The organism is Streptomyces sp. NPDC034099, assembly GCF_055575415.1.
Genome location: NZ_JBVISR010000001.1, coordinates 613066 through 635626, shown reverse-complemented (window position 1 = coordinate 635626; position 22561 = coordinate 613066). Strand labels below are relative to the sequence as shown.

Sequence of the window (22561 nt, the reverse complement as noted above, 5' to 3'; positions counted from 1 at the left end):
GCCCTGGGCGTCCGGCCCTGGGCGTCCGGCGTTGGCAGGCGGCCGTTCCACCGGCGCGGGTTCCCCCCGGTGTCCACCCGGGCACGCCTTGAACCGCCGGGTGCGCGGGCAGCGGGCCCCGGGGTGGTGGCTCATGGCCCCGCCCGGAGTTCCTCGGCCATCGCCGCCCGCAGACGCAAGGTCGTGACGAGCCGCTGGAACGCCTCCGCCCAGTACCACCCGGCCCCCGGCGACGCGTCCTCCCGCTCGTCCGGTATCGCCAGCAGGCCGTCGAGGCGGCCCGCCTCCGCGGGGTCGAGGCAGCGCTCTGCCAGGCCCATGACGCCGCTGAAGCTCCACGGGTAGCTCCCGGCGTCCCGGGCGATTTCGAGCGCGTCGACCACCGCACGGCCGAGTGGCGTGGCCCACGGCACCCCGCACATGCCGAGCAGCTGGAACGCCTCGGACAGTCCGTGCGTCGCGATGAACCCGGCGACCCACTCGGCGCGTTCACCGGCGCTCAGCGTGCCGAGCAGCTTGGCCCGCTCGGCCAGGGACACCGCGCCCGGACCCCCGGCCTCGGGCGCCGTGGGAGCGCCCAGCAGTGCCCTCGCCCACCCGCCGTCGCGCTGTCGTACCGCCGCGCGGCACCACGCGGCGTGCAGTTCGCTCTGCCAGCCGTCCGACACCGGCAGGGCGACGATCTCCTCGGGCGTACGACCCGCGAGCCGGGCCGGCCAGGTGGCCAGCGGGGCCGCCTCCACCAACTGGCCGAACCACCAGGACCGTTCCCCCCGCCCGGCGGGCGGCTTGGCCACCACGCCGTCCCGCTCCATGCCAGAGTCGCACTCGTGGGGTGCCTCGACGGTGATCGCCGGCGGGGTGCGGGTGCGGTCGAGGGAAACGCACGTCGCGGCCCGCGCCGCCATCCGCGCGGCCAGCGCCGAGTGCGGCAGCGCCGAGAGCAACTCGGCCGCCGTGGCCCGTACGTTGCGGCTGCGGTCGGCCAGCGCCTGCTCCAGGAACGGCTCATCCGCCGCCTCCAGCCCCGTCCGCAGCGAGTCGAGGAACATCAGCCGGTCCTCGGCCCGTTCCGTCTCCCAGGTCGACGCCAGCAGCTCGCGTGCGCCGGCCGGGTCGCGGGCGCGCAGGGACGCCAGGAGAGCGACGCGTTCGGCGAACAGGCCCTCGCCCCAGAGCCTGCGCGCCCGCTCCACGGCATCGGCACCCGGCGGCGCGGTCCCTCCGCCGGGCGTCGCGCGCAGGGCGAATCGCCAGTCCGGATTCAGCCGGGCCAGCCACAGGGCCCGGGGCCCCGCGAAGGCCAGCGCCGCCGGGCGCAGGTCCGTACGCCCCCGCGCCGCGTCCAGCAGCGCCGGAAGCGTCTGGGGCGGCGGCGCGAAACCGCGGGCGTTCGCCGTCGCCAGCCATTGGGGCAGCAGCTCCATCAGATCGGGCGCGCTGCCTCTGCGGCCACCGCCCGCCGTGCCGGGGCGGTCGGTGAGCAGCATCGTGAGCCGACGGGCGGCCGCGTCCGGCAGCGGCGGGCGGGGGTCCTCGGGCGCGGGGTCGGGGCGCCGGGCCGCGCGGGCCGGTCGCAGACCCGCACGACGGCGCACGGTCTCCGCCGCCGCCGCGTCCAGCAACGCGGCCGCGGCCCCCGGACCGCGCTCGCCGCCCGGTGGCGTACGCCGGTCCGTACCCAGCAGCGCCGAGGTGACCAGCCCCTCCCAGACACCGGCCCCGGACGCCGAGGAGGGCACGGCGGAAGGCCCCGGCGGAGCTGAATCGGGGCCGGGCCCGGAGCCTTGCCCAGCGCCGGGTGCGGGACCGGCGTCGGTGGTGGTCTCGGGTTCGGCCCGGGGGCCGGTGTCCGTCTGGGCGGCCGCGTCGGGCCGCGGGGAGCCGGTGGGGGCAACGGGCGGCCACGGCGGGGTGGTCGCCGTCGGTGTGGTCGTGGTCGTGGGAGTGGGTGTCCTGATGATGTCGTTCCCCTCCGGTTCCTGTCCCATGGGGTGGGTCAGCACAGCGGCACCGCCGTACCCGGTCCGGCCGGCCAGGCCGTCAGCGGTGTGAAGCCGCGGTGGCCGCACTCGCCGAAGACCGTGACGGGCGCACCGCCCGACAGCGCGACCAACCGCCACAGACCCGATTGGTTCCCGGTGGTTCGAGCGAGCGGCAGCGCCGAGTCCCCGTCGGCGTCCGCCAGTTGCCAGCCGTCGCCGTCCGGTACGGGGACGACCCGCCCAAGGGCCACCGGCACCGACTCCAGCCATGGGTCGTCGCGGAGCGCCTCGCCGTACCGGACGGCCGCCCCGGACGTCGTCACCCCCCTCGGGCGGGTGCGCGTGGGCCCGGGCGGTGCGAACCTCCGGCCGAGGGCGACTCGCCGCCGGCCCGCGTCCGGATACGCGGAGACCTCCGCCTCCAGGGCCAGCCCCACCGGCAGCGTCAGCTCCGGTGACCGGCCCGCGGCGCCGTAAGAGAGGAGGAGCACCGTGCGGTCCGTCTCCGCGCCGTACAACCAGACGCGACGGGTCGTCAGCCGGGCGTCCACGGTGTCGTACTGGGCGAGGACCAGCCAGTGGTCCCGCACCGGCGGGCCGTCCGGGGAGGCGGGCAGACCCACGCGTGAACGGACCGTCGCCGCCAGGCCGTCCGGCAGCCGCTCGCGGTGCAGCCAGCCCCGGTCGAGCAGATGGAGCAGCGCGCACTCCTCGAGCAGCCGCACCGGCCAGCCGGGGCCCGACGCGGGTATGGCGCCCAGCTCCCGTACGCGCGAGGCCAGTCCGGGCGCCTGGGCGTCGACCATGCGGGCCGCCGTCTCCTCCCACAGACCGGGTCCCGTCTGCTCGGCACCGGCCAGCCCGGCGCGCAGGAGATCCGCGAGCCGCTGCTCCAGCTCCGTCGCGCCCGCGGTGACCCGCTCGGCCCGCCGCTCCGCCCGGCGCCGTGCCGCCTCGGGATCAGCGGACGTGGCCGCGGGCAGGGACGGACCCGCGTCCCCCGCGTCCGAGGGCTCGCGCCGTCCGGCGCCCGGCCGCTGCGCCCCCTCCGGCGCCTTCCCCTCCGTCACCGCGCCCTCCCCGCCCGGCTCTTGCACAGCCCCGCACCGTCCCCTCGTCTCGTCGCCGCTCCCCACCCCGGACCCGCTGCCGAGCCATGCCATCGAAGGTAGGTCCCCCCACTGACAATGGCCCGAGCGAGCGCATTTTCGCAGGTCAGAGCGATTGTCAGTGGCGTGGTGCACCGTGGATGACAGATCGCACCGGCCTAGCTGGAGGGGGAATCGGCCATGCCTGCATTCGTAGAACGGACGTCCGAGGCAGAGGCGCCGCGTCAGGTGCTGCGGCCGCACGCCGAGCACGCGTTCGCGGCCGAACTGGCCGCGCTGGCCGCGCTGGACGACCGTCCGCGTCCGGCCCGCTGGAAGCTGTCGCCGTGGGCCGTCGCCACCTACCTGCTCGGCGGCACCCTGCCCGACGGCACGGTGATCACCCCGAAGTACGTGGGCCCGCGCCGCATCGTCGAGGTCGCCGTCTCCACGCTCGCCACCGACCGCGCCCTGCTCCTGCTCGGCGTGCCCGGCACCGCCAAGACCTGGGTCTCCGAGCACCTCGCCGCGGCCGTCAGCGGCGACTCGACCCTGCTCGTGCAGGGGACGGCCGGCACCCCCGAGGAAGCGATCCGCTACGGCTGGAACTACGCGCAGCTCCTCGCCCACGGCCCCAGCCGGGACGCCCTGGTGCCCAGCCCGGTCATGCGGGCGATGACGGAGGGCATGACCGTCCGGGTCGAGGAGCTGACCCGCATCCCGGCCGACGTGCAGGACACCTTGATCACGATCCTGTCGGAGAAGACCCTGCCGATACCGGAGCTCGGCCGGGAGGTGCAGGCGGTGCGCGGCTTCAACCTGATCGCCACCGCCAACGACCGCGACCGCGGGGTCAACGACCTGTCCAGCGCCCTGCGCCGCCGCTTCAACACGGTCGTGCTGCCGCTGCCGGCGAGCGCCGAGGCCGAAGTCGACATCGTCACGCGCCGCGTGGACCAGATCGGCCGCTCCCTCGACCTGCCGTCGGCGCCCGACGGCACCGACGAGATCCGACGTGTCGTCACCGTCTTCCGCGAGCTGCGGGACGGGCTGACGAGCGACGGCCGTACAAAGGTCAAGTCGCCCAGTGGCACGCTGTCCACGGCCGAGGCGATCTCCGTCGTCACCGGCGGCCTCGCGCTGTCCGCCCACTTCGGTGACGGGGTGCTGCGGTCCGGCGACATCGCCGCGGGCGTCCTCGGCGCGGTCGTCCGCGACCCGGCCACCGACCGTGTCGTCTGGCAGGAGTACCTGGAGACGGTCGTGCGCGAGCGGGACGGCTGGCAGGACTTCTACCGGGCCTGCCGGGAGGTGACCGCGTGAACGGCACGGGATGCGGACGAGTCGAGGAGGGGCGGGTGCGGCGGTGACCGGGGCGACGGGGGACGACGGCGACTCGAGCTGGACCCGCAGGCAAGGGGGACGGTGTGACGGGCACTGACTGGGCCGGGAGCGGCGGAACCGGCGGGCCGGGCGGCGCCGGGGAGTCCGGTGGCCGACCGTTGCTGCTCGGCGTACGCCACCACGGGCCGGGGTCGGCGCGGGCGGTGCGGGCCGCGCTGGACGCGGTGCGCCCGGGAGTGGTGCTGGTCGAGGGGCCGCCGGAGGCCGACGCCCTGATCCCGCTGGCCGCCGACGAGGACATGCGGCCGCCGGTCGCGCTCCTCGCCCACGCGGTGGACGAGCCCGGCCGCTCGGCGTTCTGGCCGCTGGCCGAGTTCTCCCCGGAGTGGGTGGCCGTCCGCTGGGCCCTGGAACACGACGTCCCGGCCCGCTTCATCGACCTCCCGGCCACGCACACGCTGGCGTGGCGGGCGGCGGACGACCACACGGACGACCCCGCGGAAGGCCAGGCGGGCGACCGGCCCGGCAGCGCGTCCCCCGACGTCCGGGGGGACCCGCTCGCCGCCCTCGCCGCGGCCGCCGGACACGACGACCCCGAGCGCTGGTGGGAGGACGTGATCGAGCACCGGGGCCCGGGGGAGGGGGACGTGCTCGCACCGTTCACGGCGGTGGAGGAGGCCATGACGGCGCTGCGCGAGACCGACGGCGGCGAGGACGACGGTGAGGAGGGCGGTGGGCAGGGCGGCGAGGGGGGCGTCGCCGACGCGCGGGATCTCGTGCGGGAGGCCCACATGCGGCTCCAGGTCCGGGCGGCGCAGCGGGAGTTCGCCCAGGGGGTGGCCGTGGTCTGCGGGGCGTGGCACGTGCCCGCGCTGCGGCGCAGGACGACCGTCGCCGCCGACCGGGCCCTGGTCAAGGGGCTGCCCAGGACAAAGGTGGAGATGACCTGGGTGCCCTGGACCCATCGCAGACTGTCCCGGGCGGGTGGGTACGGGGCGGGTATCGAGTCGCCGGGCTGGTACGGGCACCTGTTCGCCGCGGTCGACCGGCCCGTCGAGCGATGGCTGACCAAGGTGGCCGGACTGCTGCGGGAGGAGGACAGGATCGTCTCCCCGGCCCACGTCATCGAGGCGGCGCGGCTGGCCGAAACGCTCGCGGTGATCCGTGGGCGCCCGCTGCCCGGGCTGAGCGAGACGACGGAGGCCGTGCGGGCGGTGATGTGCGACGGCTCGGACGTGCCGCTGGCGCTGGTGCACGACCGTCTGGTGGTCGGGGACGTGCTGGGGGAGGTACCGGCCGGGGCGCCCGCGGTGCCGTTGCAGCGGGACCTGACACGGATCCAGCGGCGGCTGCGGCTCAGGCCCGAGCCGGCTGAGCGGGAGCTGGAACTGGACCTGCGCAAGGAGACCGACGCCGGCCGCAGCAGACTGCTGCACCGCCTGCGTCTGCTCGGCGTCGGCTGGGGCGAGCCGGCCGCCTCGCGCAGCACGGGCACGTTCAGGGAGACGTGGCGGCTGCGGTGGGAGCCGGAGCTGTCGGTGCGGGTCGCCGAGGCCGGGGTGTGGGGGACGACCGTGCTGTCCGCCGCGACCGCGAGGGCCGAGGCGGACGCCGTCACCGCGCAGGGTCTCGCCGAGGTCACCGCGCTCGCCGAACGCTGCCTGCTGGCCGAACTGCCGGACGCGCTCTCGCCGGTGATGCGGATACTCGCCGACCGGGCCGCGCTCGACACGGACGTGGGCCACCTCGCCCAGGCGCTGCCCGCCCTCGTCCGCTCGTTGCGCTACGGCGATGTGCGCGGCACGGACACCGGGGCCCTGGCCGGGGTCGCCGCGGGGCTCGCCGAGCGCGTCTTCGTCGGCCTGCCCGCGGCCTGCGCAGCACTGGACGCCGACGCGGCCGAGGAGATGCGCGGGCACGTGGACGCCGTGCACACCGCCGTGGGCCTGCTCGGCGACGCCCCCGCGCCGGGCCGCGGCGACCTGGGGCCCCGCTGGCGGGCCGTCCTGCGGACCCTTTCCGCGCGGGACGCCGTGCCCGGCATCGTCCGCGGCCGTGCCGTACGGCTCCTGCTGGACGACGGAGAGCTGGCGGCGGACGAGGCGGCGCGGCTCATGGGCCTGGTGCTGTCCCCGGGGACGCCGCCGGCGGACGCGGCGGCCTGGATCGAGGGCTTCGTCGGCGGCGGCTCGGGCGGCGGCATGCTCCTGCTGCACGACGACCGGCTGCTGGCCCTGGTCGACGCCTGGCTGACCGGCGTACCGGCGGACGCGTTCACGGACGTACTGCCCCTGCTGCGCCGCACCTTCTCCGCCTTCGAGCCGGGAGTGCGCCGCGGGCTCGGCGAGCTGGCCAGGCGCGGACCGGAGGCACGGGGGAGGGTGACGACGGCCGGATCCGGCATCCCGGGCTTCGCGCCCGGCCTCGACACCGAGCGGGCCGACGCGGTGCTGCCGGTGGTCCGGCTGCTCCTGGGCCGGGACCCGGCACCGGACGACAACGACCTGGTGAGGGCGGACACATGACTGGACGTATGACCGAGCACCGGACCGGCCGCACGGCCGGTCACCGGACCGAACCCGCGGCCGGGCACCCGGCGGGACGCGTTTCGGCGACCGAGCCGGAGGGGGCCGACGTGGCACAGGAGCGGCTGCGGCGATGGCGCCTCGTGCTCGGCGGCGACCCGGCCGACGGCACCGGCCAGGCGCTGTCCGGACGGGACGCCGCGATGGACGGAGCGCTCACCTCGCTCTACGGAAAGGGGGACGCCCCGCGGACGGGGCGGGACCGTGCGGCCGGACTCGGGGCGTCCGCACCGGCCGTGGCCCGCTGGCTGGGCGACATCCGGACCTACTTCCCCTCCTCCGTCGTCCAGGTCATGCAGCGGGACGCGATCGACCGGCTCGGGCTGGCCACCCTCCTGCTGGAGCCGGAGATGCTCGAGGCCGTGGAGGCCGACATGCACCTCGTCGGCACCCTGCTGTCCCTGACCAAGGCGATGCCGGACACGACGAAGGAGTCGGCGCGGGCCGTCGTGCGCAAGGTCGTCGACGACCTGGAGAAGCGACTCGCCACCCGCACCCGTGCCACCCTGACCGGCGCGCTGGACCGCGGCGCCCGCACCGGCCGGCCCCGCCACCACGACATCGACTGGAACCGCACCATCGCGGCCAACCTCAAGCACTATCTGCCGGAGCACCGCACGATCGTCCCGGAGCGGCTCGTCGGCTACGGGCGGGCCTCCCGTTCGGTGAAGAAGGAGGTCGTCCTCTGCGTCGACCAGTCCGGGTCGATGGCGGCGTCCGTCGTGTACGCGTCCGTGTTCGGCGCGGTGCTGGCGTCCATGCGCTCGATCGACACCCGTCTCGTCGTCTTCGACACGGCGGTCGTCGACCTCACCGACCAGCTCGACGACCCGGTCGACGTGCTCTTCGGCACGCGACTCGGCGGCGGCACGGACATCAACCGCGCGCTGGCGTACTGCCAGTCGCGGATCACCCGGCCCGCGGAGACGGTGGTCGTGCTGATCAGCGACCTGTACGAGGGCGGCATCCGCGACGAGATGCTCAAGCGGGTCGCGGCGATGCAGGCGGCCGGGGCGCGGTTCGTGACGCTGCTGGCCCTGTCCGACGAGGGGACGCCCTCGTACGACCGGGAACACGCGGCGGCCCTCGCGGCGCTCGGCGCACCGGCCTTCGCCTGCACGCCCGACCTCTTCCCGGAGGTGATGGCGGCCGCGATCGAGAGGCGGCCCCTGCCGATACCGGATGCCGGGTGACGATGTGGCGATCCGAGGTGACCCGTTTCCTGCGGGCAAAACGGATATGACGGCCCATCGGCACGACCGGGCTTGCGTAACCTCCGGACCTACGTGCGAGTATCGCGCGGCGTGTCGATGCGTTGTTCGACGCGCGGCCCGGCCCGCCGCACGGGAGGAACCTCCCCCTCTTGATCTGGTCAGCAGCCCTGCCCGGTGCCGCTCTGCGCCTCCTGCGCACGGCGGCCGGGCGGCGTGCGCTGCACCTGGCTCTGCTGGTGGGCGGGTTGTTCGTCCTCGGGCTGCTCTGCGGAGGGCGGGCACAGGCGGCCGACGAAGGGCCGGGAGTCCTGGAGGACACGGTCGGCCGGGTCCTCGACGTCTCCGCGCAGCCCCGGAGCCCGCTGGGCGCCGGATCCGTCCAGGACACCGAAGCGGTACCGGCGCCGGGCCCCGGCGCGTTGCTCCCGGGCCTCCGTCCCGTCACCGAGGGCGTCGTCCAGGTCGTGCGGGACCGGGTCGTGCGACCGGTCGGGGATGTGGTGGAGACGGCGACCGAGGCAGTAGCGCTCCCCAGTCCCTCCGCTCCGTCCGGTCCGTCCGGCGCGACAGACCCGTCGGACCCCTTGGGCCCGGCCGACGTGCCGGACCTCACCGATCCAACGGGACTGACCGATGTGCCGGGCCCGACCGACCTGAGTGACCTTGCCGGTCGTTCACGGTCGGCCGCCCCCGATCCGCAGGCCGAGGCCCCACCGGTGACGGCGGACGCCGCCGGTACCGCGGACCCGGGCGATGCCGCCGACGCCCGAGTCGTCGAGGGCGCCGGAAGCCCGGCGCGCGTCGTCGGACACGGGCCGCGGCCCGGCGCCGGACCGGCGCCCGACACCCACCCCCGCACTCACCGGGCCGGGACCGCGTCCACCGCGCACACCGCGTTCGCCCCCGCCCGCCCCGCGCCCACCGGCGACCCCACCGGCGACCCCGACGGAGCGCTCGGCAGCGCGTCCGGAGCCGACCAGGGCGCGCCGCGCCACGCGGACACCCACGCGGTCGCCCCGCAGCACCGGTTCACGTTCCGGCTCCTCCCCGGCGCTCCCGAGCGGGCCGACGCGGCCGGGGTCCGCGAGGCGCACCGGGACATCCCCGTCTCCCCTGCCTAGAACGGCCGGCGCCCCTGTCGCGCACCGCCATCAGCCGCCACAGCCGCCCACACAGCCGTCCACCGAGCCGCCGCAGGCGGTCACAGTCGCCGCAGCCCCACGGGGGCCGGCACAGCCGCCGCATGCGCCGGGCCGGGCCGAGAGGTCTGCTCACCGCTCGGACGCCCCCGCCTCCGGCTGCCACGGCCGGGCGCACCGTCCCGGCCCACCGGACACCCCCCGCCGGCTCCCATCCGGCTCCCAGCCGGTGTCCGGCGCACGGCACCGGGCGGCGCGGCCTCCCATGGCCCTGGTACGCGCGGCAGGCACGGACTCCGCGGGGCGGCAGGCCCCGGACGGCCGAAAGCCGTCGGCCTCCGTCCGGCCGAAACCCCGCGGTCCGGGCTGGTCGGTCCCCATTGGGGTGGGGACCGGTCCGCCCGCACCCCGGCGAGCCGCACCCGTGCGGCCGCCGGGGCGCCCACGGGCCTCACCGGGTCAACCCCAGCCCGGTGAGGCCCTTCACCCCCGCGCGGAGCGCTCCGTGTCCGGCTCACACCCGGCACCGGGTGCCAGTGAGCGCGGCATCATGTGACAGGCATCACCGCTCAGGTGTGACCCACGATTTAGAGACCCTCCGCATGCGGCGATAACCTGCGAGACGGACATGCCGCGCGCTCGGACACCGTGTGCGCCCCCCTTGTGACTCACAGCGGACGTCACGTTGCCCTCGCGGCACGCCCACGCATCCAACGAACCGCGAGATCACTGATAGGGACGGAAGCGCGTGGACCTGTTCGAGTACCAGGCGAGGGACCTCTTCGCCAAGCACGATGTACCGGTGCTGGCCGGTGAAGTCATCGACACGCCTGAGGCGGCGCGCGAGATCACCGAGCGTCTGGGCGGCAAGTCCGTCGTCAAGGCGCAGGTGAAGGTCGGTGGTCGTGGCAAGGCCGGTGGCGTGAAGCTGGCCGCCTCCGCGGACGAGGCCGTCGCCCGCGCGACGGACATCCTCGGCATGGACATCAAGGGCCACACGGTCCACAAGGTGATGATCGCCGAGACCGCCCCCGAGATCGTCGAGGAGTACTACGTCTCCTTCCTCCTCGACCGTGCCAACCGCACCTTCCTCTCCATCGCCTCCGTCGAGGGCGGCATGGAGATCGAGGAGGTGGCGGCCACCCGTCCGGAGGCCGTCGCCAAGACCCCGATCGACGCGATCGACGGCGTGACGCCCGAGAAGGCGCGCGAGATCGTCGAGGCCGCGAAGTTCCCGGCCGAGGTCGCCGACAAGGTCGCCGACATCCTGGTCAAGCTGTGGGACACCTTCATCAAGGAGGACGCCCTCCTGGTCGAGGTCAACCCGCTGGCCAAGGTCGTCTCCGGCGACGTCATCGCCCTCGACGGCAAGGTGTCGCTGGACGACAACGCCGAGTTCCGTCACCCCGACTTCGAGGCCCTCCACGACAAGGCCGCGGCCAACCCGCTCGAGGCCGCCGCCAAGGAGAAGAACCTCAACTACGTCAAGCTCGACGGCGAGGTCGGCATCATCGGCAACGGCGCGGGTCTCGTCATGAGCACCCTGGACGTCGTCGCGTACGCCGGTGAGAAGCACGGCAACGTGAAGCCCGCCAACTTCCTGGACATCGGTGGCGGTGCCTCCGCCCAGGTCATGGCGAACGGCCTGGAGATCATCCTCGGCGACCCGGACGTCCGCTCCGTGTTCGTCAACGTCTTCGGCGGCATCACCGCCTGCGACGAGGTCGCCAACGGCATCGTCCAGGCGCTGAAGCTCCTGGAGGACCGCGGCGAGAAGGTCGAGAAGCCCCTCGTCGTCCGTCTCGACGGCAACAACGCCGAGCTGGGCCGCAAGATCCTCACCGACGCCAACCACCCGCTGGTCCAGCGCGTCGACACCATGGACGGCGCGGCCGACAAGGCCGCCGAGCTGGCTCACGCCGCCGCCAAGTAAGCACTCAGGACGAGGACACCAACACACCATGGCTATCTGGCTCAACAAGGACAGCAAGGTCATCGTCCAGGGCATGACCGGCGCCACCGGCATGAAGCACACCAAGCTCATGCTGGGTGACGGCACCGAGGTCGTGGGCGGCGTGAACCCGCGCAAGGCGGGCACCACCGTGGACTTCGACGGCACCGAGGTACCGGTCTTCGGTACCGTCAAGGAGGCCATCGAGAAGACCGGCGCCAACGTCTCCGTCATCTTCGTGCCGGAGAAGTTCACCAAGGACGCCGTCGTCGAGGCCATCGACGCCGAGATCCCGCTGGCCGTCGTGATCACCGAGGGCATCGCCGTGCACGACTCGGCCGCCTTCTGGTCGTACGCCGGCAAGAAGGGCAACAAGACCCGCATCATCGGCCCGAACTGCCCCGGCATCATCACGCCGGGCCAGTCCAACGTCGGCATCATCCCGGGCGACATCACCAAGCCGGGCCGCATCGGCCTGGTCTCGAAGTCCGGCACGCTGACCTACCAGATGATGTACGAGCTGCGTGACATCGGCTTCTCGACCGCCGTCGGCATCGGTGGCGACCCGATCATCGGCACCACGCACATCGACGCGCTCGCCGCGTTCGAGGCCGACCCCGAGACCGACCTGATCGTCATGATCGGCGAGATCGGCGGCGACGCCGAGGAGCGTGCGGCGGAGTACATCTCGAAGAACGTGACCAAGCCGGTCGTCGGCTACGTCGCGGGCTTCACCGCGCCCGAGGGCAAGACCATGGGCCACGCCGGCGCCATCGTCTCCGGTTCGTCCGGCACCGCCCAGGCGAAGAAGGAGGCCCTGGAGGCCGCAGGCGTCAAGGTCGGCAAGACGCCGACCGAGACGGCGAAGCTCGCCCGCGCCATCCTGGCCGGCTGACACCGCCTCGCGCGCAGGCCGAGCGCCTGTTCCACACCGAGTGGCCCGCCCTCTGTCCACAGGGGGCGGGCCACTCGGCGTCTCCGTGGGCCGGGCCACGTCATTCGAGCCTCGGGCTCAGCCGTTCCGGCCCGTCCTGCAACTGGTCCCGCAGCTTCTGCCGCAGCTCCAGCTCCTCGTCCGACAGCGACCCCGGCGCCACCCGCTGCGGTACGCCGCGCACCGCCTGCCCGGGGGACACGGGCGGTTCGTAGTGCGTGGGCGCCGTGCGCACGGTCAGGGCCGTGGTCCCGATGAGGGCGACCGTGAAAGCGATCGCGGCCCGGGTCCAGAACCGCGCCCGGCGTTCGCCGCCCCTGCGCACGGTCGGCGGCTCGGCCGCCCGCAGCCGTTCGTTGGACGCCAGCTCGGCCAGCCTCCGGTGCAGCACCTGCGGATCGGCCAGCGCGGGCAGCCGGCCGGCGACGGCCTCGCGGGCGTGCAGCAGCCGGTTCGCCGCCGCCGGGGTGCTCGCCTCCGTCTCCGCCGCCGTCTCGGGCAGGTCCAGGCCCACAGCGTCGTACAGCACGAGCGTGCGGCGGTGCCGCGGGGGGAGCCTGAGCAGCGTGTTCAGCAGGGTGCGGTCGCCGGGGTCGGCGGGCGACGGCTCCGGGTGCCGGTGGCGCGGGCGGAGCCGCTGCCAGGGCGAGAGCGCGTACTCGTACGCCGTCGCCCGTACCCAGCCCACCGGGTCCCGGTCGCGGGCCACCTCCGGCCAGCGCTCCCAGGCGGCCTGGAAGGCCCGCTCCACCGACTCGCGCGCCTGCTCGCGCCGACCGGTCAGCAGGAAGGTCTGCCGTACGAGCGCGGGGGCGCTGAACGCGTAGAGCGCGTCGAACGCCTGAGCGGGTGTCAGCGCGACGGGCTCGGGCTTCGGCCTCGATGCCGATGCCGATGCCGATGCCGATTCGGGTTCGGTTTCGGGTACTGGTTCCGGTGCGGATGTCTCTTTGTCCTCCTGTTCTTGTCCCTCTCGCCGTTCCCGTTCCCGCTCCCGTTCCTGCTTCGCCAGCCGTGCCGCCTCTTCCTCGGCCAGCGTCTTCAGCAACTTCGCGTACGCCTCCCGCTTCCGGCCTCGCGGAGTCGTGCGGCCGCTCTCCCACGCACGGACCGTGCCGGGGGTGACGCCCACCCGTGTGGCCAGCTGAGTCTGTGTCAGTGCGGCGGTCTCCCGCAGGCGTCGGCGTGTCTTGGGGGGTGGGAGTGGGGTGGCGGGGCTGCGCGTCACAAGGCACCTCTTCGTACGAAAAAGTACATAAACATATATTGAGCGACACAACGGAGCTTCGCCCGTTACGCCGGGAAAGCGCGTGTCGTTGGGAGCATGGCGGGCGTGATCCAGACGACCGCTCGTCCAGCCCCGCTCTCCCTGCTGCACGCCCGGTGGCGGGACCGGTCGCCCGGGCTGGCCGCCGGGCTCCTCGGCGGCGTGGTCGCGGCGGTGCTGGGGCTGGCGGCGTGCGCCGCACTCGTGACGCTGCTGTGGATCAGTTCGCCGTACCCCGACAGCGGGCCCGGGGGCGCCCTCCACGTCGCCGCCGCGCTGTGGGTGCTGGCGCACGGGGCCGAACTGGTGCGTGCCGACACGCTCTCCGGCACCCCCGCGCCCGTCGGCGTCACCCCGTTGCTGTTCCTCCTCCTGCCGGTGTGGCTGCTGCACCGCGCCGCCCGGGACGCCACGGACCCCGGGGACGGTGTGGGGGTGGCCGTGGGCGCGGCTCCCAAGGCGGGAGCCGGGGTGCGCCCGGCGTGGCTGGCGGGCGCACCGGACGCCGGGCCGCCGCCCGTCTCCGCGCGCGTGGCCTGGACGGGCGTCGTGCTCGGCTACCTGTCCGTCGCCGCGCCCGTCGTCCTGTACGCGCAGGGCGGCGCGCTGCGGCCCTCGTACTGGTGGGCGGCGGTGTGTCTGCCGCTGGTCGCCATGGGAGCGGCGGGCGCCGGGGTGTGGACGGCGTTCGGCCGGCCCGGCGGGCCCGTGGGGCGGGCGCTGCGCGTGCTGCCACGGAAGCTGCGGGAGCTGATGGTGGAGCCGGACGCGCGCCTGGGCGCCGCGACACGCGCCGCGGGCGCCGGTGCGGTGGTGCTCGTCGGAGGCGGCGCGCTGCTGCTCGCGGTGTCACTCGTCTGGCACTCGGCCGCAGCGGGGGAGGCGTTCCTGCGGCTGACGGAGGGGTGGTCGGGGAGGTTCGCCGTCCTGCTGCTCTGTCTGACGCTGGTGCCGAACGCGGCGGTGTGGGCGGCGGTGTACGCCCTCGGACCCGGCTTCGTGCTCGGGACCGGGCACGTGGTGGCACCCACCGCCTCCGCTCCCGCGGCGCTGCTGCCACCGTTCCCGCTGCTGGCGGCGGTGCCTGACGCGGGGCCGGGTACGCCGCTGCACTGGGCGGCCGGGGCGGTGCCGTTGGCGGCGGGGGCGGTGGTGGGGTGGTTCACGGCGCGGGCGGCCACATCGGGTGAGACGGGCGGGCCGCGAGCGGGCTCGGGCGCCGGGGCGTGGTCGTGGCGGCGGACCGCCGGCGCCGCCGCCGTGGCCGCCGTTCTGTGCGCGGTGCTCGTCGCCCTGCTGGCCGCGTTCGCCGGAGGGCCGCTCGGGAGCGCCGCGCTCGCCCGGTTCGGGCCGGTGTGGTGGCAGGCCGGGGGAGCGACGCTGGCGTGGATCGGGGTGGTGGCGGTGCCGGTGGCCGTGGTGGCGCGGGCGTGGCGGTGCCGGGGCGCTGCCGCGCGGGAGGCGGTGGGGGAGGCGTCCGGGGGCGAGGAGGACGGGGTCGGCGGTGGCGGGCGCCGGGCGGTGTGGGCGGGGGTTGCGGTGCCCTCCGTGGGGCGGTGGTGGAAGCGGGGGGCGAAGGCTCCCGAGGTCGGGGGAGGGGAGCGGGGGGACGATGAGAGCGCGGTGCCGTTCGGGTTGTACGACGACGATGGTGGGGGCGCGTATGACCTTCTGCCGGTCGACGGTTCCGACCGTTCCGGGGAGTCGCCTCGCGGTGGGGGGTGATGGTGGTTTTCTTCGCCCCCGCCGCCCCTTCCCGTTCCCGTCCCCGGGGGCTGCCGCCCCCGGACCCCCGCTTTCGGCCCTGAACGGGCCTCGTCCTCAAACGCCGGACGGGCTGGTAGGTCAGTCCTCCGAGCCGAGCAGCGGGCGTAGTTGCTCCGGCAGGTGGCGCTCGCAGGACTGCTGCGCCGCGTTGGTCAGGGCGTCCTCGCGGCAGGTGTAGTAGTCGCTGTAGATCAGCTGGGCGCCGAAGGACGCGGCGACCAGGAGGATGGCCAGGGACGACGTGACCAGGCCGCTGATCGCGGCGGTGCGTTGCGGGCGGCCGGTCTGTTCCGCGGGCGGGGCCGGGGTGTCCGGGTCGGAGGCGGCGCGGGGCTTGGCGCGCAGCGCGCTGATGCCCCAGTACAGCGCCAGGGCGCCGAGCAGCAGGGCCACGTACGGCCAGGTGAAGAGGGCGAAGAAGAGGGCCCACATGCCGCTCAGCAGGGCGTAGCGGGCACGCCGCTGGGCGGGGTCCGTCGGGTCCCAGCGCGGGCCCGGACCGCCGCTCGGGCTCTCGGGGCCGCCCGAACCGCCGGGCCGCTCGCCGAAGCCGCCGGGGGACCGGCCGGGCTGCCGGTCGCTCCACTGGCCGCCCCACGGGGAACGCCCGCCCTCGCCCTGGTCGCCGGACGAGCCCTGGGAATCGCCGTCGCCCGACGGGTGCCGCGGCTGCCAGGGGCGGTCCGGCGTGCCCTCCGGGGGCGGTGCGAACGGATTGTCCTGGTCGGTGGAGCCGTCCTGTCCGCCGCCGTTCCTCCGGTCCGAGGGCGTGTCGGGCGGTGACGAGGGGCGCTCGCGCAGCAGCACGCTGCTGCGCTCCCCTGGTTGCGCCGACTGCTGGGGGAGGGTGAGCAGTCGCAGGCTGCGGTCCGGCATCAACTGAGCGTCTTCCCCTTGGCGACGGTGAACGGGCGGCTGGTGGAACGGTGAGCTGGTGGAACGGTGAGCTGGTGGAGCGGGCGAACTGGTCGCTACGTCTGGTGAACGCCTGACGCGCAGGCCGCGTTCCCGCCCCGGCTCCACGCAGACGCTACCTTCCGGCCACGCCCCCGTCCCGAGGGGGCCGTCCGGTGTGCCGGTATCGTTGCTGACGGTCGGCCGCTTCGTAGACTTCCCCGTATCCGGGGGCGCGAAGCATTCGTACGACCGTACAAACAGATCCGCCTCCCCGAGAAAGGCCCCCACCGTGGCCGCCACGCCCGTGGACCGGCGAGCCAAGCGCCTCGTCGTGCTGGTCTCCGGATCCGGCACCAACCTCCAGGCACTCCTCGACGAGATCGCCGCCACCGGCGCCGAGGCCTACGGGGCCGAGGTCGTGGCCGTCGGCGCCGACCGCGACGGCATCGAGGGGCTCGCCCGCGCCGAGCGTGCCGGAGTGGCGACCTTCGTGTGCAGGGTCAAGGACCACGGCACCCGCGAGGAGTGGGACGCGGCGCTCGCCGAGGCCGTCGCGGCCCACGAGCCGGACCTCGTCGTCTCGGCCGGGTTCATGAAGATCGTGGGGAAGGAGTTCCTCGCGCGGTTCGGCGGGCGGTTCGTCAACACCCACCCCGCCCTCCTCCCCAGTTTCCCGGGGGCCCACGGTGTGCGGGACGCGCTCGCGTACGGCGCCAGGGTCACCGGCTGCACCGTCCACTTCGTCGACGACGGCGTCGACACCGGCCCGATCATCGCGCAGGGCGTGGTGGAGGTCCGGGACGAGGACTACGAAGACGAAGGTGCCGCTCTGCACGAGCGCATCAAGGAAGTCGAGCGAAGGCTGCTCGTCGATGTCGTGGGGCGGCTCGCCCGCAACGGCTATCGCATTGAGGGACGAAAGGTAGTTATCCAGTGACCGCCACCGCCACCGCCGGGAGCAACAAGCGGGCCATCCGTCGCGCGCTCGTCAGCGTCTATGACAAGACCGGGCTCGAAGAGCTCGCGCGCGGGCTGCACGAGGCCGGCGTCGAGCTGGTCTCCACCGGGTCGACCGCCGGGCGGATCGCCGCCGCGGGCGTCCCCGTCACCAAGGTCGAGGAGCTGACCGGCTTCCCCGAGTGCCTGGACGGCCGGGTCAAGACCCTGCACCCCAAGGTGCACGCCGGCATCCTCGCCGACCTGCGCCTGGAGAGCCACCGGCAGCAGCTCGACGAGCTGGGCGTGGCCCCGTTCGACCTGGTCGTGGTCAACCTCTACCCGTTCCGCGAGACCGTCGCCTCGGGCGCCACGGCCGACGAGTGCGTCGAGCAGATCGACATCGGCGGCCCCTCCATGGTGCGCGCCGCCGCCAAGAACCACCCCTCCGTCGCGGTCGTCACCAGCCCGGCCCGATACGCCGACGTGCTCTCCGCGGTCAAGGACGGCGGCTTCGACCTGGCCGCCCGCAAGCGCCTGGCCGCCGAGGCCTTCCAGCACACCGCCGCGTACGACGTGGCCGTCGCCTCCTGGTTCGCCTCCGAGTACGCCCCCGTCGACGAGTCCGGGTTCCCCGACTTCCTCGGCGCCACCTACGAGCGCGCCCACACCCTGCGCTACGGCGAGAACCCGCACCAGCCCGCCGCCCTCTACACCTCCCCCGAGGGCGGTGGCCTCGCGCAGGCCGAGCAGCTGCACGGCAAGGAGATGTCGTACAACAACTACACGGACACGGACGCCGCCCGCCGTGCCGCGTACGACCACGCCGAGCCCTGCGTCGCGATCATCAAGCACGCCAACCCCTGCGGCATCGCGGTCGGCACGGACGTCGCCGAGGCGCACCGCAAGGCGCACGACTGCGACCCGGTCTCCGCGTACGGCGGGGTGATCGCGGTCAACCGCCCGGTCTCCAAGGAGATGGCCGAGCGGGTCGCCGAGATCTTCACCGAGGTCATCGTCGCGCCGGACTACGAGGACGGCGCCCTCGAAGCCCTCACCAAGAAGAAGAACATCCGCGTGCTGCGCGCCCCCGAGGCCCCCGCCGCCCCGGTCGAGGTCAAGCCCGTCGACGGCGGCGCCCTCCTCCAGGTCACCGACCGCCTCCAGGCCGAGGGCGACGACCCCGCCACCTGGACCCTCGCCACCGGTGAGGCCCTGTCCGAGGCGGAGCTGGCCGAGCTGGCCTTCGCCTGGAAGGCGTGCCGGGCCGTCAAGTCCAACGCCATCCTCCTCGCCAAGGACGGCGCCTCGGTCGGCGTCGGCATGGGCCAGGTCAACCGCGTCGACTCCGCGAAGCTCGCGGTGGAGCGGGCGGGCGCCGAGCGCGCACAGGGGGCGTACGCCGCCTCCGACGCCTTCTTCCCCTTCCCCGACGGCCTGGAGATCCTCACCGAGGCCGGCGTGAAGGCCGTGGTCCAGCCCGGCGGCTCGGTCCGCGACGAACTGGTCGTCGAGGCGGCGAAGAAGGCCGGCGTGACGATGTACTTCACGGGGACGCGGCACTTCTTCCACTGACGTCCTGGCGTCCTGGCGCCCCGACGGCGAAACGGCGAAACGGCGGCCCCCGGTCCCCTCCGAGGAGGGGACCGGGGGCCGCCGCGGTGGCGGAGTCGGTGGGCGGATCAGCAGGGACGCAGCGACCAGATCGGGTCCCAGGTCGCGGTGCCCGCCTGGTAGGCCGTCGACGTCCAGCGGACGCTGCCGTCCCTGTTGAAGAACTTGGCGACCGTGCCCCGCGTCTGGTTGTTGGTGAACGGGCCGTCGCCGGTCCAGTTGGTCAGGTTCCACGTCTGGCACTTGTAGAAGTCGAACTTCGTGCCGTTGACGACCATGCACAGGTGGCCGTAGGCGCAGGCCAAATCCTGGGCGCCCTTGGTCACGGGCGCGTCCGTCACGGTCAGGCCCTCGTACTCGACCGCGTCGGCACTCACGCGCAAGGGCTGCGGGACGTCGGCCAGCACCTGGCCGGCCTTCTGCTGGAGGCCGGTCACCCGGGTGCCGCCCGGACTGTCGGCGGCCGTGGCCGCGACCGTGGACCCGGCGGCCAGGGCCGTGGCCGCGAGGAGCAGTACTGCGGGCTTGACGATCTTCATTCTCGTTCCCCCGTGAACGTCGATGTCGTACCGGCCGTGGTGGTCGGACCGGTCATGCCGCCGAGGCGGTGTGCTCACACCGTGCCCCGGGACACCCGCCGCGGGGAACCTCGGAACTCCCAGGGTCACTCCCCGCCCCGGGGCGTGTACTCCTTGAGGTGGTGAGCGACGCGGTCGGCGTAGTCGCGGTACTTCGGGGGAACCCCGCCCGCGTCGTTCACCTTCCGGTACGACGTCCGGTACGCGACGGCGACCAGCACGCTGCGGTCGCCCGGCAGGCCGGCGTCGAGGCGGGGCGCGATCCAGCACAGGTAACGCCCCATCGCCGGAATCGACTCGGCGGGCGGGAACGGCGGCTGGGGCACGGTCTCGCCCGGGGTGCCGTCCTCGTTCATCCACCAGCGCAGCACGCTCGGGGTCCAGCGGGCGATGCCGTACTCGTCCTTGGCCGGGTCGGCGAGGTCCGGGTCGAAATCGCTCTCGACCTTCAGCATGGCGGCGATCAGGGCCGGGCTGACCTCCTTGTGCCCGCAGTCGTGCGCCGTCTCCACGATCAGCAGGCGGTAGGCGGGCGGTACGTCCCGGTCGGTGCGCAGTTCGGCCGCGCCGTAGGAGGCGGCGGCGACGCTCGCGGTGCCGCCGGGGCGCGGACTCGCCACGGGATCCCGGCCGTCGTCGGTCCAGCGGGCGACGCCGTAGCCGAGCGCGGCGAGGGCGAGGAGCACCGCGGTCGCGGCGGCCAGGACCCTGCGCCGGGGGCGGGTGCGGGGCCGGAGCGAGAACCCCGCCGTGCCGATCGCGCCGCCCGCCGCGCCCGTCACCCGACGCAGCAGGGCGTCGGAGCCGATCCGGTCGGCGTGCGTACGGGTCAGGCACGCCCGCACGATCTCCCGCCACGCCGACGGCAGTTCGGGGGACAGGCGAAGCTCGTGGGCGCCGCGGGCGTAGGCGACGGCGGCGTCGCGGCGGGCCGTCGGGGTGCCGCCGGGCAGCGGGAAGGAACCCGTGAGCACCAGGTGGGCCAGGACGCCGAAGGCCCACACGTCGGCGGAGGGGCGGATCCGGCGCCCCCGTTCGCCGATCTCGGACCACAGCAGCTCGGGCGGGGTGTAGTCAGGGGTGGAGAAGGCGGGCGTGTACGCGTGGGTGCCCTCCAGCTCGGCGGCCATGTTGAAGTCGGCGAGCCGTACCGAACCGTCCGCCATCAGCAGCACGTTGGCCGGTTTCAGGTCGCCGTGCACCCAGCCCGCCCGGTGCAGTTGCTGCAGGCCCTCGCAGACCTGCGCGAGCAGCGCGGGCCCGGCCTGCGGCCGGGGCGCGGCGGCGAGCAGGGCGGACAGCGAGCCCTCGGCCCGCTCCAGGACGAGGACGGTGGCACCGTCGAGCCGGGGATGGGCGGGGTCGTCGACGGTGAGGGTCTCGTACATCCGGATCAGCCGGGGCCGCCGCAGCCGGCGCAGCAACTCGACCTCGCGCTCGACCAGGTCCCGCAGGTGGGACAGCTGCCGCGGGGTGCCGGTGCCGGTGGGCAGGAACTTCAACGCGACGGTGCCGGGCAGATCCTCACCACCGCCACCGCCACCGCCACCGCCACCGCCACCCAGGCCCACGGTGCTGTCCGTGCGCCGCCCCGCGTACACGCTGCCGAAGGCGCCGGTCGCCAGGGGCTCGCGCACCTCCCAGGCGCCCACCCGGTACCCCCTGGGCACCGGGACGGCGTACGGCTCGGTCATCGCAGCGCCCGTCCGGACGGTGCCGCGAGGACCACCAGGTCGTCCTCGCGGACCAGGTCGAAGCGGAGCGCCAGCGAGACCAGCGACTCCTTCTTGCCGTTCAGCCGCGGACCCGGCTCGGCGGTCTCCGGGCCCGGCTTCAACCGCAGCTTCACGGCGAGGTAGTCGATGTTCCACTGAACCGACGTACGCGAGGCGGCCGGCCAGGCCGGGCGGAGCCGCTCGACGACCTGGTCCATGGTCGGCAGCGGCGCGTGCGGCGCCCCGCGCAGCCTCGGCTCGCACAGCGCGGCCAGCACCGCGAAGTACCGCTTGGTGCGGTCGACGGAGAAGGCCGGGGCGGTCGGCTCGCCGTCGGCGCCGTCCTCGCCGCGCAGATAGTCGTGGCGCGGCGCCCACACCTCGACCGGGAGCAGGTCACCGGCGGCGGGCAGCACGATCCGCGAGAACTCGAACGGCACCGGTGCGTCGAGGCGGCCCGGCGCCACCTTGATGTGCTCGCCCGCGCCCTCCGGGTTCTCCACCACGTAGGTCTGGTGGGCGGAGAGGTTGCTCAGGGTCCAGAAGGTGCCGTGCGCCGCGATCTCACCGGCTCTGCGGGACACCCCGTCGTGCCCGATCCGCAGCCCGCCCTCGGGCACGGACCGCCCGAAGACGAGCCGTTCGCCGGGCGCGAGCCGGTACTGGGTGCGGGTGGGTTCGTCCTCCGTGGTCGGCGGAGGTACCACGATGATGCTGTACAAGGTGCGTCTCCCCGTGCCTGACGGCTACCCACGCCAGACTAGGGCGACGCACCAGGGCCGTGCCCCCCTCGTACGGGTGAGACACGGCCCCGGGTGGTGATTGGCGAGAACTGTTCAGTCGCCGCTGCTCGGTCCGGCTGTCAGTAGCGGGGACGCTTGTACCAGGCCGAGCCGTTGGAGTTCCCGACGAACACGGCGACCAGGATGGCGAGCACCGTGTGGACCAGGCCCACGACGATGAACGGGTACAGACCGAGGATCGCGGTGATGATGGCGAAGATCATGGTCGCTATGCGGACGCCGTTGCCGCCGCTGCCGACCTTGATCGCCAGTACGAGCGCGATCGCGCCCCACACCAGCGCGAACGCCACGAGACCCCACAGCATGCCGGACGAGTAGTCGGCCAGCTGCTGGAAGGCGGCGTCGTCCTTGAGCTGGTCGTCGTTCTTCGCGGCGTCCACGCTCGCGGCGCTGATGGCGAACAGGACCACGCCGACGAGCTGGAGGCCGAAGATGACCCACAGCATGACGCGCGCCGCGCTGACAGTGCCGGGCATCGAGGTCGGGGCGGCCGGATAGCCGTAGCCGGCCGACACCGGGGGCGCCTGGGGGTAGCCGTAACCGGGCTGGCCCTGGGGCTGCTGCTGCGGGTAGCCGTAGTTCGGCTGCTGGCCGCCCTGGGGCGGGCCGTAGGGGTTGTTGGGATCGCCGAAACTCATGGCGGGTCTTCCTCCGTCGCTGTCAAGTGCGGGGACGACGCGCGGCTCGACTCGGAGGAGATTCTGCTCGAGCGGTTCGTCCCCCCGGTACGGCCCCGCGGCACTG

At 74.4% G+C, this 22561-nt stretch carries 17 protein-coding genes; 9 read left to right on the top strand and 8 right to left on the bottom strand.

Features of this window, described 5'->3' with window-relative positions; translation table 11 throughout:
• Nucleotides 1-131: 131 nt before the first annotated feature.
• Together ACZ56V_RS02920 and ACZ56V_RS02915 are read right to left on the bottom strand one after the other, a co-directional pair.
• The gene (locus ACZ56V_RS02920; protein WP_468938741.1) at nucleotides 132-1991 is read right to left on the bottom strand and encodes a DUF5691 domain-containing protein; all 1860 of its coding nucleotides are present in this window, start codon (nucleotides 1989-1991) and stop codon (nucleotides 132-134) included.
• Nucleotides 1992-1999: 8 nt separating this feature from the next.
• Nucleotides 2000-3148 carry a hypothetical protein gene (locus tag ACZ56V_RS02915; protein WP_468938738.1) on the bottom strand — a complete coding sequence of 383 codons (1149 nt, stop codon included), beginning with the start codon at nucleotides 3146-3148 and terminating at the stop codon, nucleotides 2000-2002.
• Nucleotides 3149-3274: 126 nt separating this feature from the next.
• Between ACZ56V_RS02915 and ACZ56V_RS02910 the strand changes: the two genes are divergently transcribed.
• The 6 genes from ACZ56V_RS02910 (at nucleotide 3275) to sucD (ending at nucleotide 12201) form a co-directional block, all read left to right on the top strand.
• The gene (locus ACZ56V_RS02910) at nucleotides 3275-4396 is read left to right on the top strand and encodes an ATP-binding protein (RefSeq protein WP_468938736.1); all 1122 of its coding nucleotides are present in this window, start codon (nucleotides 3275-3277) and stop codon (nucleotides 4394-4396) included.
• Between the two features lie 104 nt (nucleotides 4397-4500).
• Nucleotides 4501-6942 carry a DUF5682 family protein gene (locus tag ACZ56V_RS02905; protein WP_468938733.1) on the top strand — a complete coding sequence of 814 codons (2442 nt, stop codon included), beginning with the start codon at nucleotides 4501-4503 and terminating at the stop codon, nucleotides 6940-6942.
• On the top strand, nucleotides 6939-8195 hold the full coding sequence (locus ACZ56V_RS02900) for a VWA domain-containing protein (RefSeq protein ID WP_468938731.1): 1257 nt from the start codon (nucleotides 6939-6941) through the stop codon (nucleotides 8193-8195). Before ACZ56V_RS02905 ends, ACZ56V_RS02900 begins: the two co-directional genes overlap by 4 nt.
• 170 nt (nucleotides 8196-8365) lie before the next feature.
• Nucleotides 8366-9337 carry a hypothetical protein gene (locus ACZ56V_RS02895; protein WP_468938728.1) on the top strand — a complete coding sequence of 324 codons (972 nt, stop codon included), beginning with the start codon at nucleotides 8366-8368 and terminating at the stop codon, nucleotides 9335-9337.
• A gap of 766 nt (nucleotides 9338-10103) precedes the next feature.
• Nucleotides 10104-11288, top strand: coding sequence for an ADP-forming succinate--CoA ligase subunit beta (sucC, locus tag ACZ56V_RS02890; RefSeq protein ID WP_398912355.1), 1185 nt, complete (start codon nucleotides 10104-10106; stop codon nucleotides 11286-11288).
• A 28-nt stretch (nucleotides 11289-11316) separates the two neighbouring features.
• Nucleotides 11317-12201, top strand: coding sequence for a succinate--CoA ligase subunit alpha (gene sucD, locus ACZ56V_RS02885; protein ID WP_030145560.1), 885 nt, complete (start codon nucleotides 11317-11319; stop codon nucleotides 12199-12201).
• A 100-nt stretch (nucleotides 12202-12301) separates the two neighbouring features.
• On the opposite strand, the gene ACZ56V_RS02880 is transcribed toward sucD, so the two are convergent.
• Nucleotides 12302-13468 (bottom strand): helix-turn-helix domain-containing protein, encoded by a 1167-nt coding sequence (locus tag ACZ56V_RS02880; protein ID WP_468938725.1) that lies wholly within the window; start codon nucleotides 13466-13468, stop codon nucleotides 12302-12304.
• Nucleotides 13469-13564: 96 nt separating this feature from the next.
• Between ACZ56V_RS02880 and ACZ56V_RS02875 the strand changes: the two genes are divergently transcribed.
• Nucleotides 13565-15232, top strand: a complete 1668-nt coding sequence (locus ACZ56V_RS02875; protein WP_468938722.1) for a cell division protein PerM — start codon at nucleotides 13565-13567, stop codon at nucleotides 15230-15232.
• Between the two features lie 120 nt (nucleotides 15233-15352).
• On the opposite strand, the gene ACZ56V_RS02870 is transcribed toward ACZ56V_RS02875, so the two are convergent.
• Nucleotides 15353-16150, bottom strand: a complete 798-nt coding sequence (locus ACZ56V_RS02870) for a hypothetical protein (protein ID WP_467380510.1) — start codon at nucleotides 16148-16150, stop codon at nucleotides 15353-15355.
• A gap of 310 nt (nucleotides 16151-16460) precedes the next feature.
• Here ACZ56V_RS02870 and purN point away from each other — a divergent pair, with 310 nt between their 5' ends.
• Nucleotides 16461-17108 carry a phosphoribosylglycinamide formyltransferase gene (gene purN / locus ACZ56V_RS02865; RefSeq protein WP_467380511.1) on the top strand — a complete coding sequence of 216 codons (648 nt, stop codon included), beginning with the start codon at nucleotides 16461-16463 and terminating at the stop codon, nucleotides 17106-17108.
• Nucleotides 17105-18682 (top strand): bifunctional phosphoribosylaminoimidazolecarboxamide formyltransferase/IMP cyclohydrolase, encoded by a 1578-nt coding sequence (purH, locus tag ACZ56V_RS02860; protein ID WP_398912362.1) that lies wholly within the window; start codon nucleotides 17105-17107, stop codon nucleotides 18680-18682. The genes purN and purH overlap by 4 nt, the downstream gene beginning before the upstream one ends.
• Before the next feature lie 107 nt (nucleotides 18683-18789).
• Here the strand turns inward: purH and ACZ56V_RS02855 are convergent, their stop codons facing one another.
• From ACZ56V_RS02855 to ACZ56V_RS02840, 4 genes are all read right to left on the bottom strand, one after another.
• Nucleotides 18790-19260 carry a hypothetical protein gene (locus tag ACZ56V_RS02855; RefSeq protein ID WP_398912363.1) on the bottom strand — a complete coding sequence of 157 codons (471 nt, stop codon included), beginning with the start codon at nucleotides 19258-19260 and terminating at the stop codon, nucleotides 18790-18792.
• A gap of 125 nt (nucleotides 19261-19385) precedes the next feature.
• Nucleotides 19386-20993: a serine/threonine protein kinase gene (locus tag ACZ56V_RS02850; protein WP_468938717.1), complete on the bottom strand. Its 1608-nt coding sequence runs from the start codon at nucleotides 20991-20993 to the stop codon at nucleotides 19386-19388.
• Nucleotides 20990-21736 carry an FHA domain-containing protein gene (locus tag ACZ56V_RS02845; protein ID WP_198601723.1) on the bottom strand — a complete coding sequence of 249 codons (747 nt, stop codon included), beginning with the start codon at nucleotides 21734-21736 and terminating at the stop codon, nucleotides 20990-20992. Before ACZ56V_RS02845 ends, ACZ56V_RS02850 begins: the two co-directional genes overlap by 4 nt.
• A 140-nt stretch (nucleotides 21737-21876) precedes the next feature.
• Complete coding sequence (locus ACZ56V_RS02840; RefSeq protein WP_398912366.1) at nucleotides 21877-22455, bottom strand: hypothetical protein; 579 nt, start codon at nucleotides 22453-22455, stop codon at nucleotides 21877-21879.
• Between the last annotated feature and the right edge of the window lie 106 nt (nucleotides 22456-22561).

Excerpts from the sequence above, each read along its gene's own strand:
- ACZ56V_RS02840 (WP_398912366.1), bottom strand. The coding sequence starts at position 22,455 with ATGAGTTTCGGCGATCCCAACAACCCCTACGGCCCGCCCCAGGGCGGC.
- ACZ56V_RS02870 (WP_467380510.1), bottom strand. The coding sequence starts at position 16,150 with ATGCCGGACCGCAGCCTGCGACTGCTCACCCTCCCCCAGCAGTCGGCG.
- ACZ56V_RS02920 (WP_468938741.1), bottom strand. The coding sequence starts at position 1,991 with ATGGGACAGGAACCGGAGGGGAACGACATCATCAGGACACCCACTCCC.
- ACZ56V_RS02850 (WP_468938717.1), bottom strand. The coding sequence starts at position 20,993 with ATGACCGAGCCGTACGCCGTCCCGGTGCCCAGGGGGTACCGGGTGGGC.
- ACZ56V_RS02875 (WP_468938722.1), top strand. The coding sequence starts at position 13,565 with ATGGCGGGCGTGATCCAGACGACCGCTCGTCCAGCCCCGCTCTCCCTG.
- ACZ56V_RS02855 (WP_398912363.1), bottom strand. The coding sequence starts at position 19,260 with ATGAAGATCGTCAAGCCCGCAGTACTGCTCCTCGCGGCCACGGCCCTG.
- ACZ56V_RS02915 (WP_468938738.1), bottom strand. The coding sequence starts at position 3,148 with ATGGCATGGCTCGGCAGCGGGTCCGGGGTGGGGAGCGGCGACGAGACG.
- ACZ56V_RS02910 (WP_468938736.1), top strand. The coding sequence starts at position 3,275 with ATGCCTGCATTCGTAGAACGGACGTCCGAGGCAGAGGCGCCGCGTCAG.
- ACZ56V_RS02900 (WP_468938731.1), top strand. The coding sequence starts at position 6,939 with ATGACTGGACGTATGACCGAGCACCGGACCGGCCGCACGGCCGGTCAC.
- sucD (WP_030145560.1), top strand. The coding sequence starts at position 11,317 with ATGGCTATCTGGCTCAACAAGGACAGCAAGGTCATCGTCCAGGGCATG.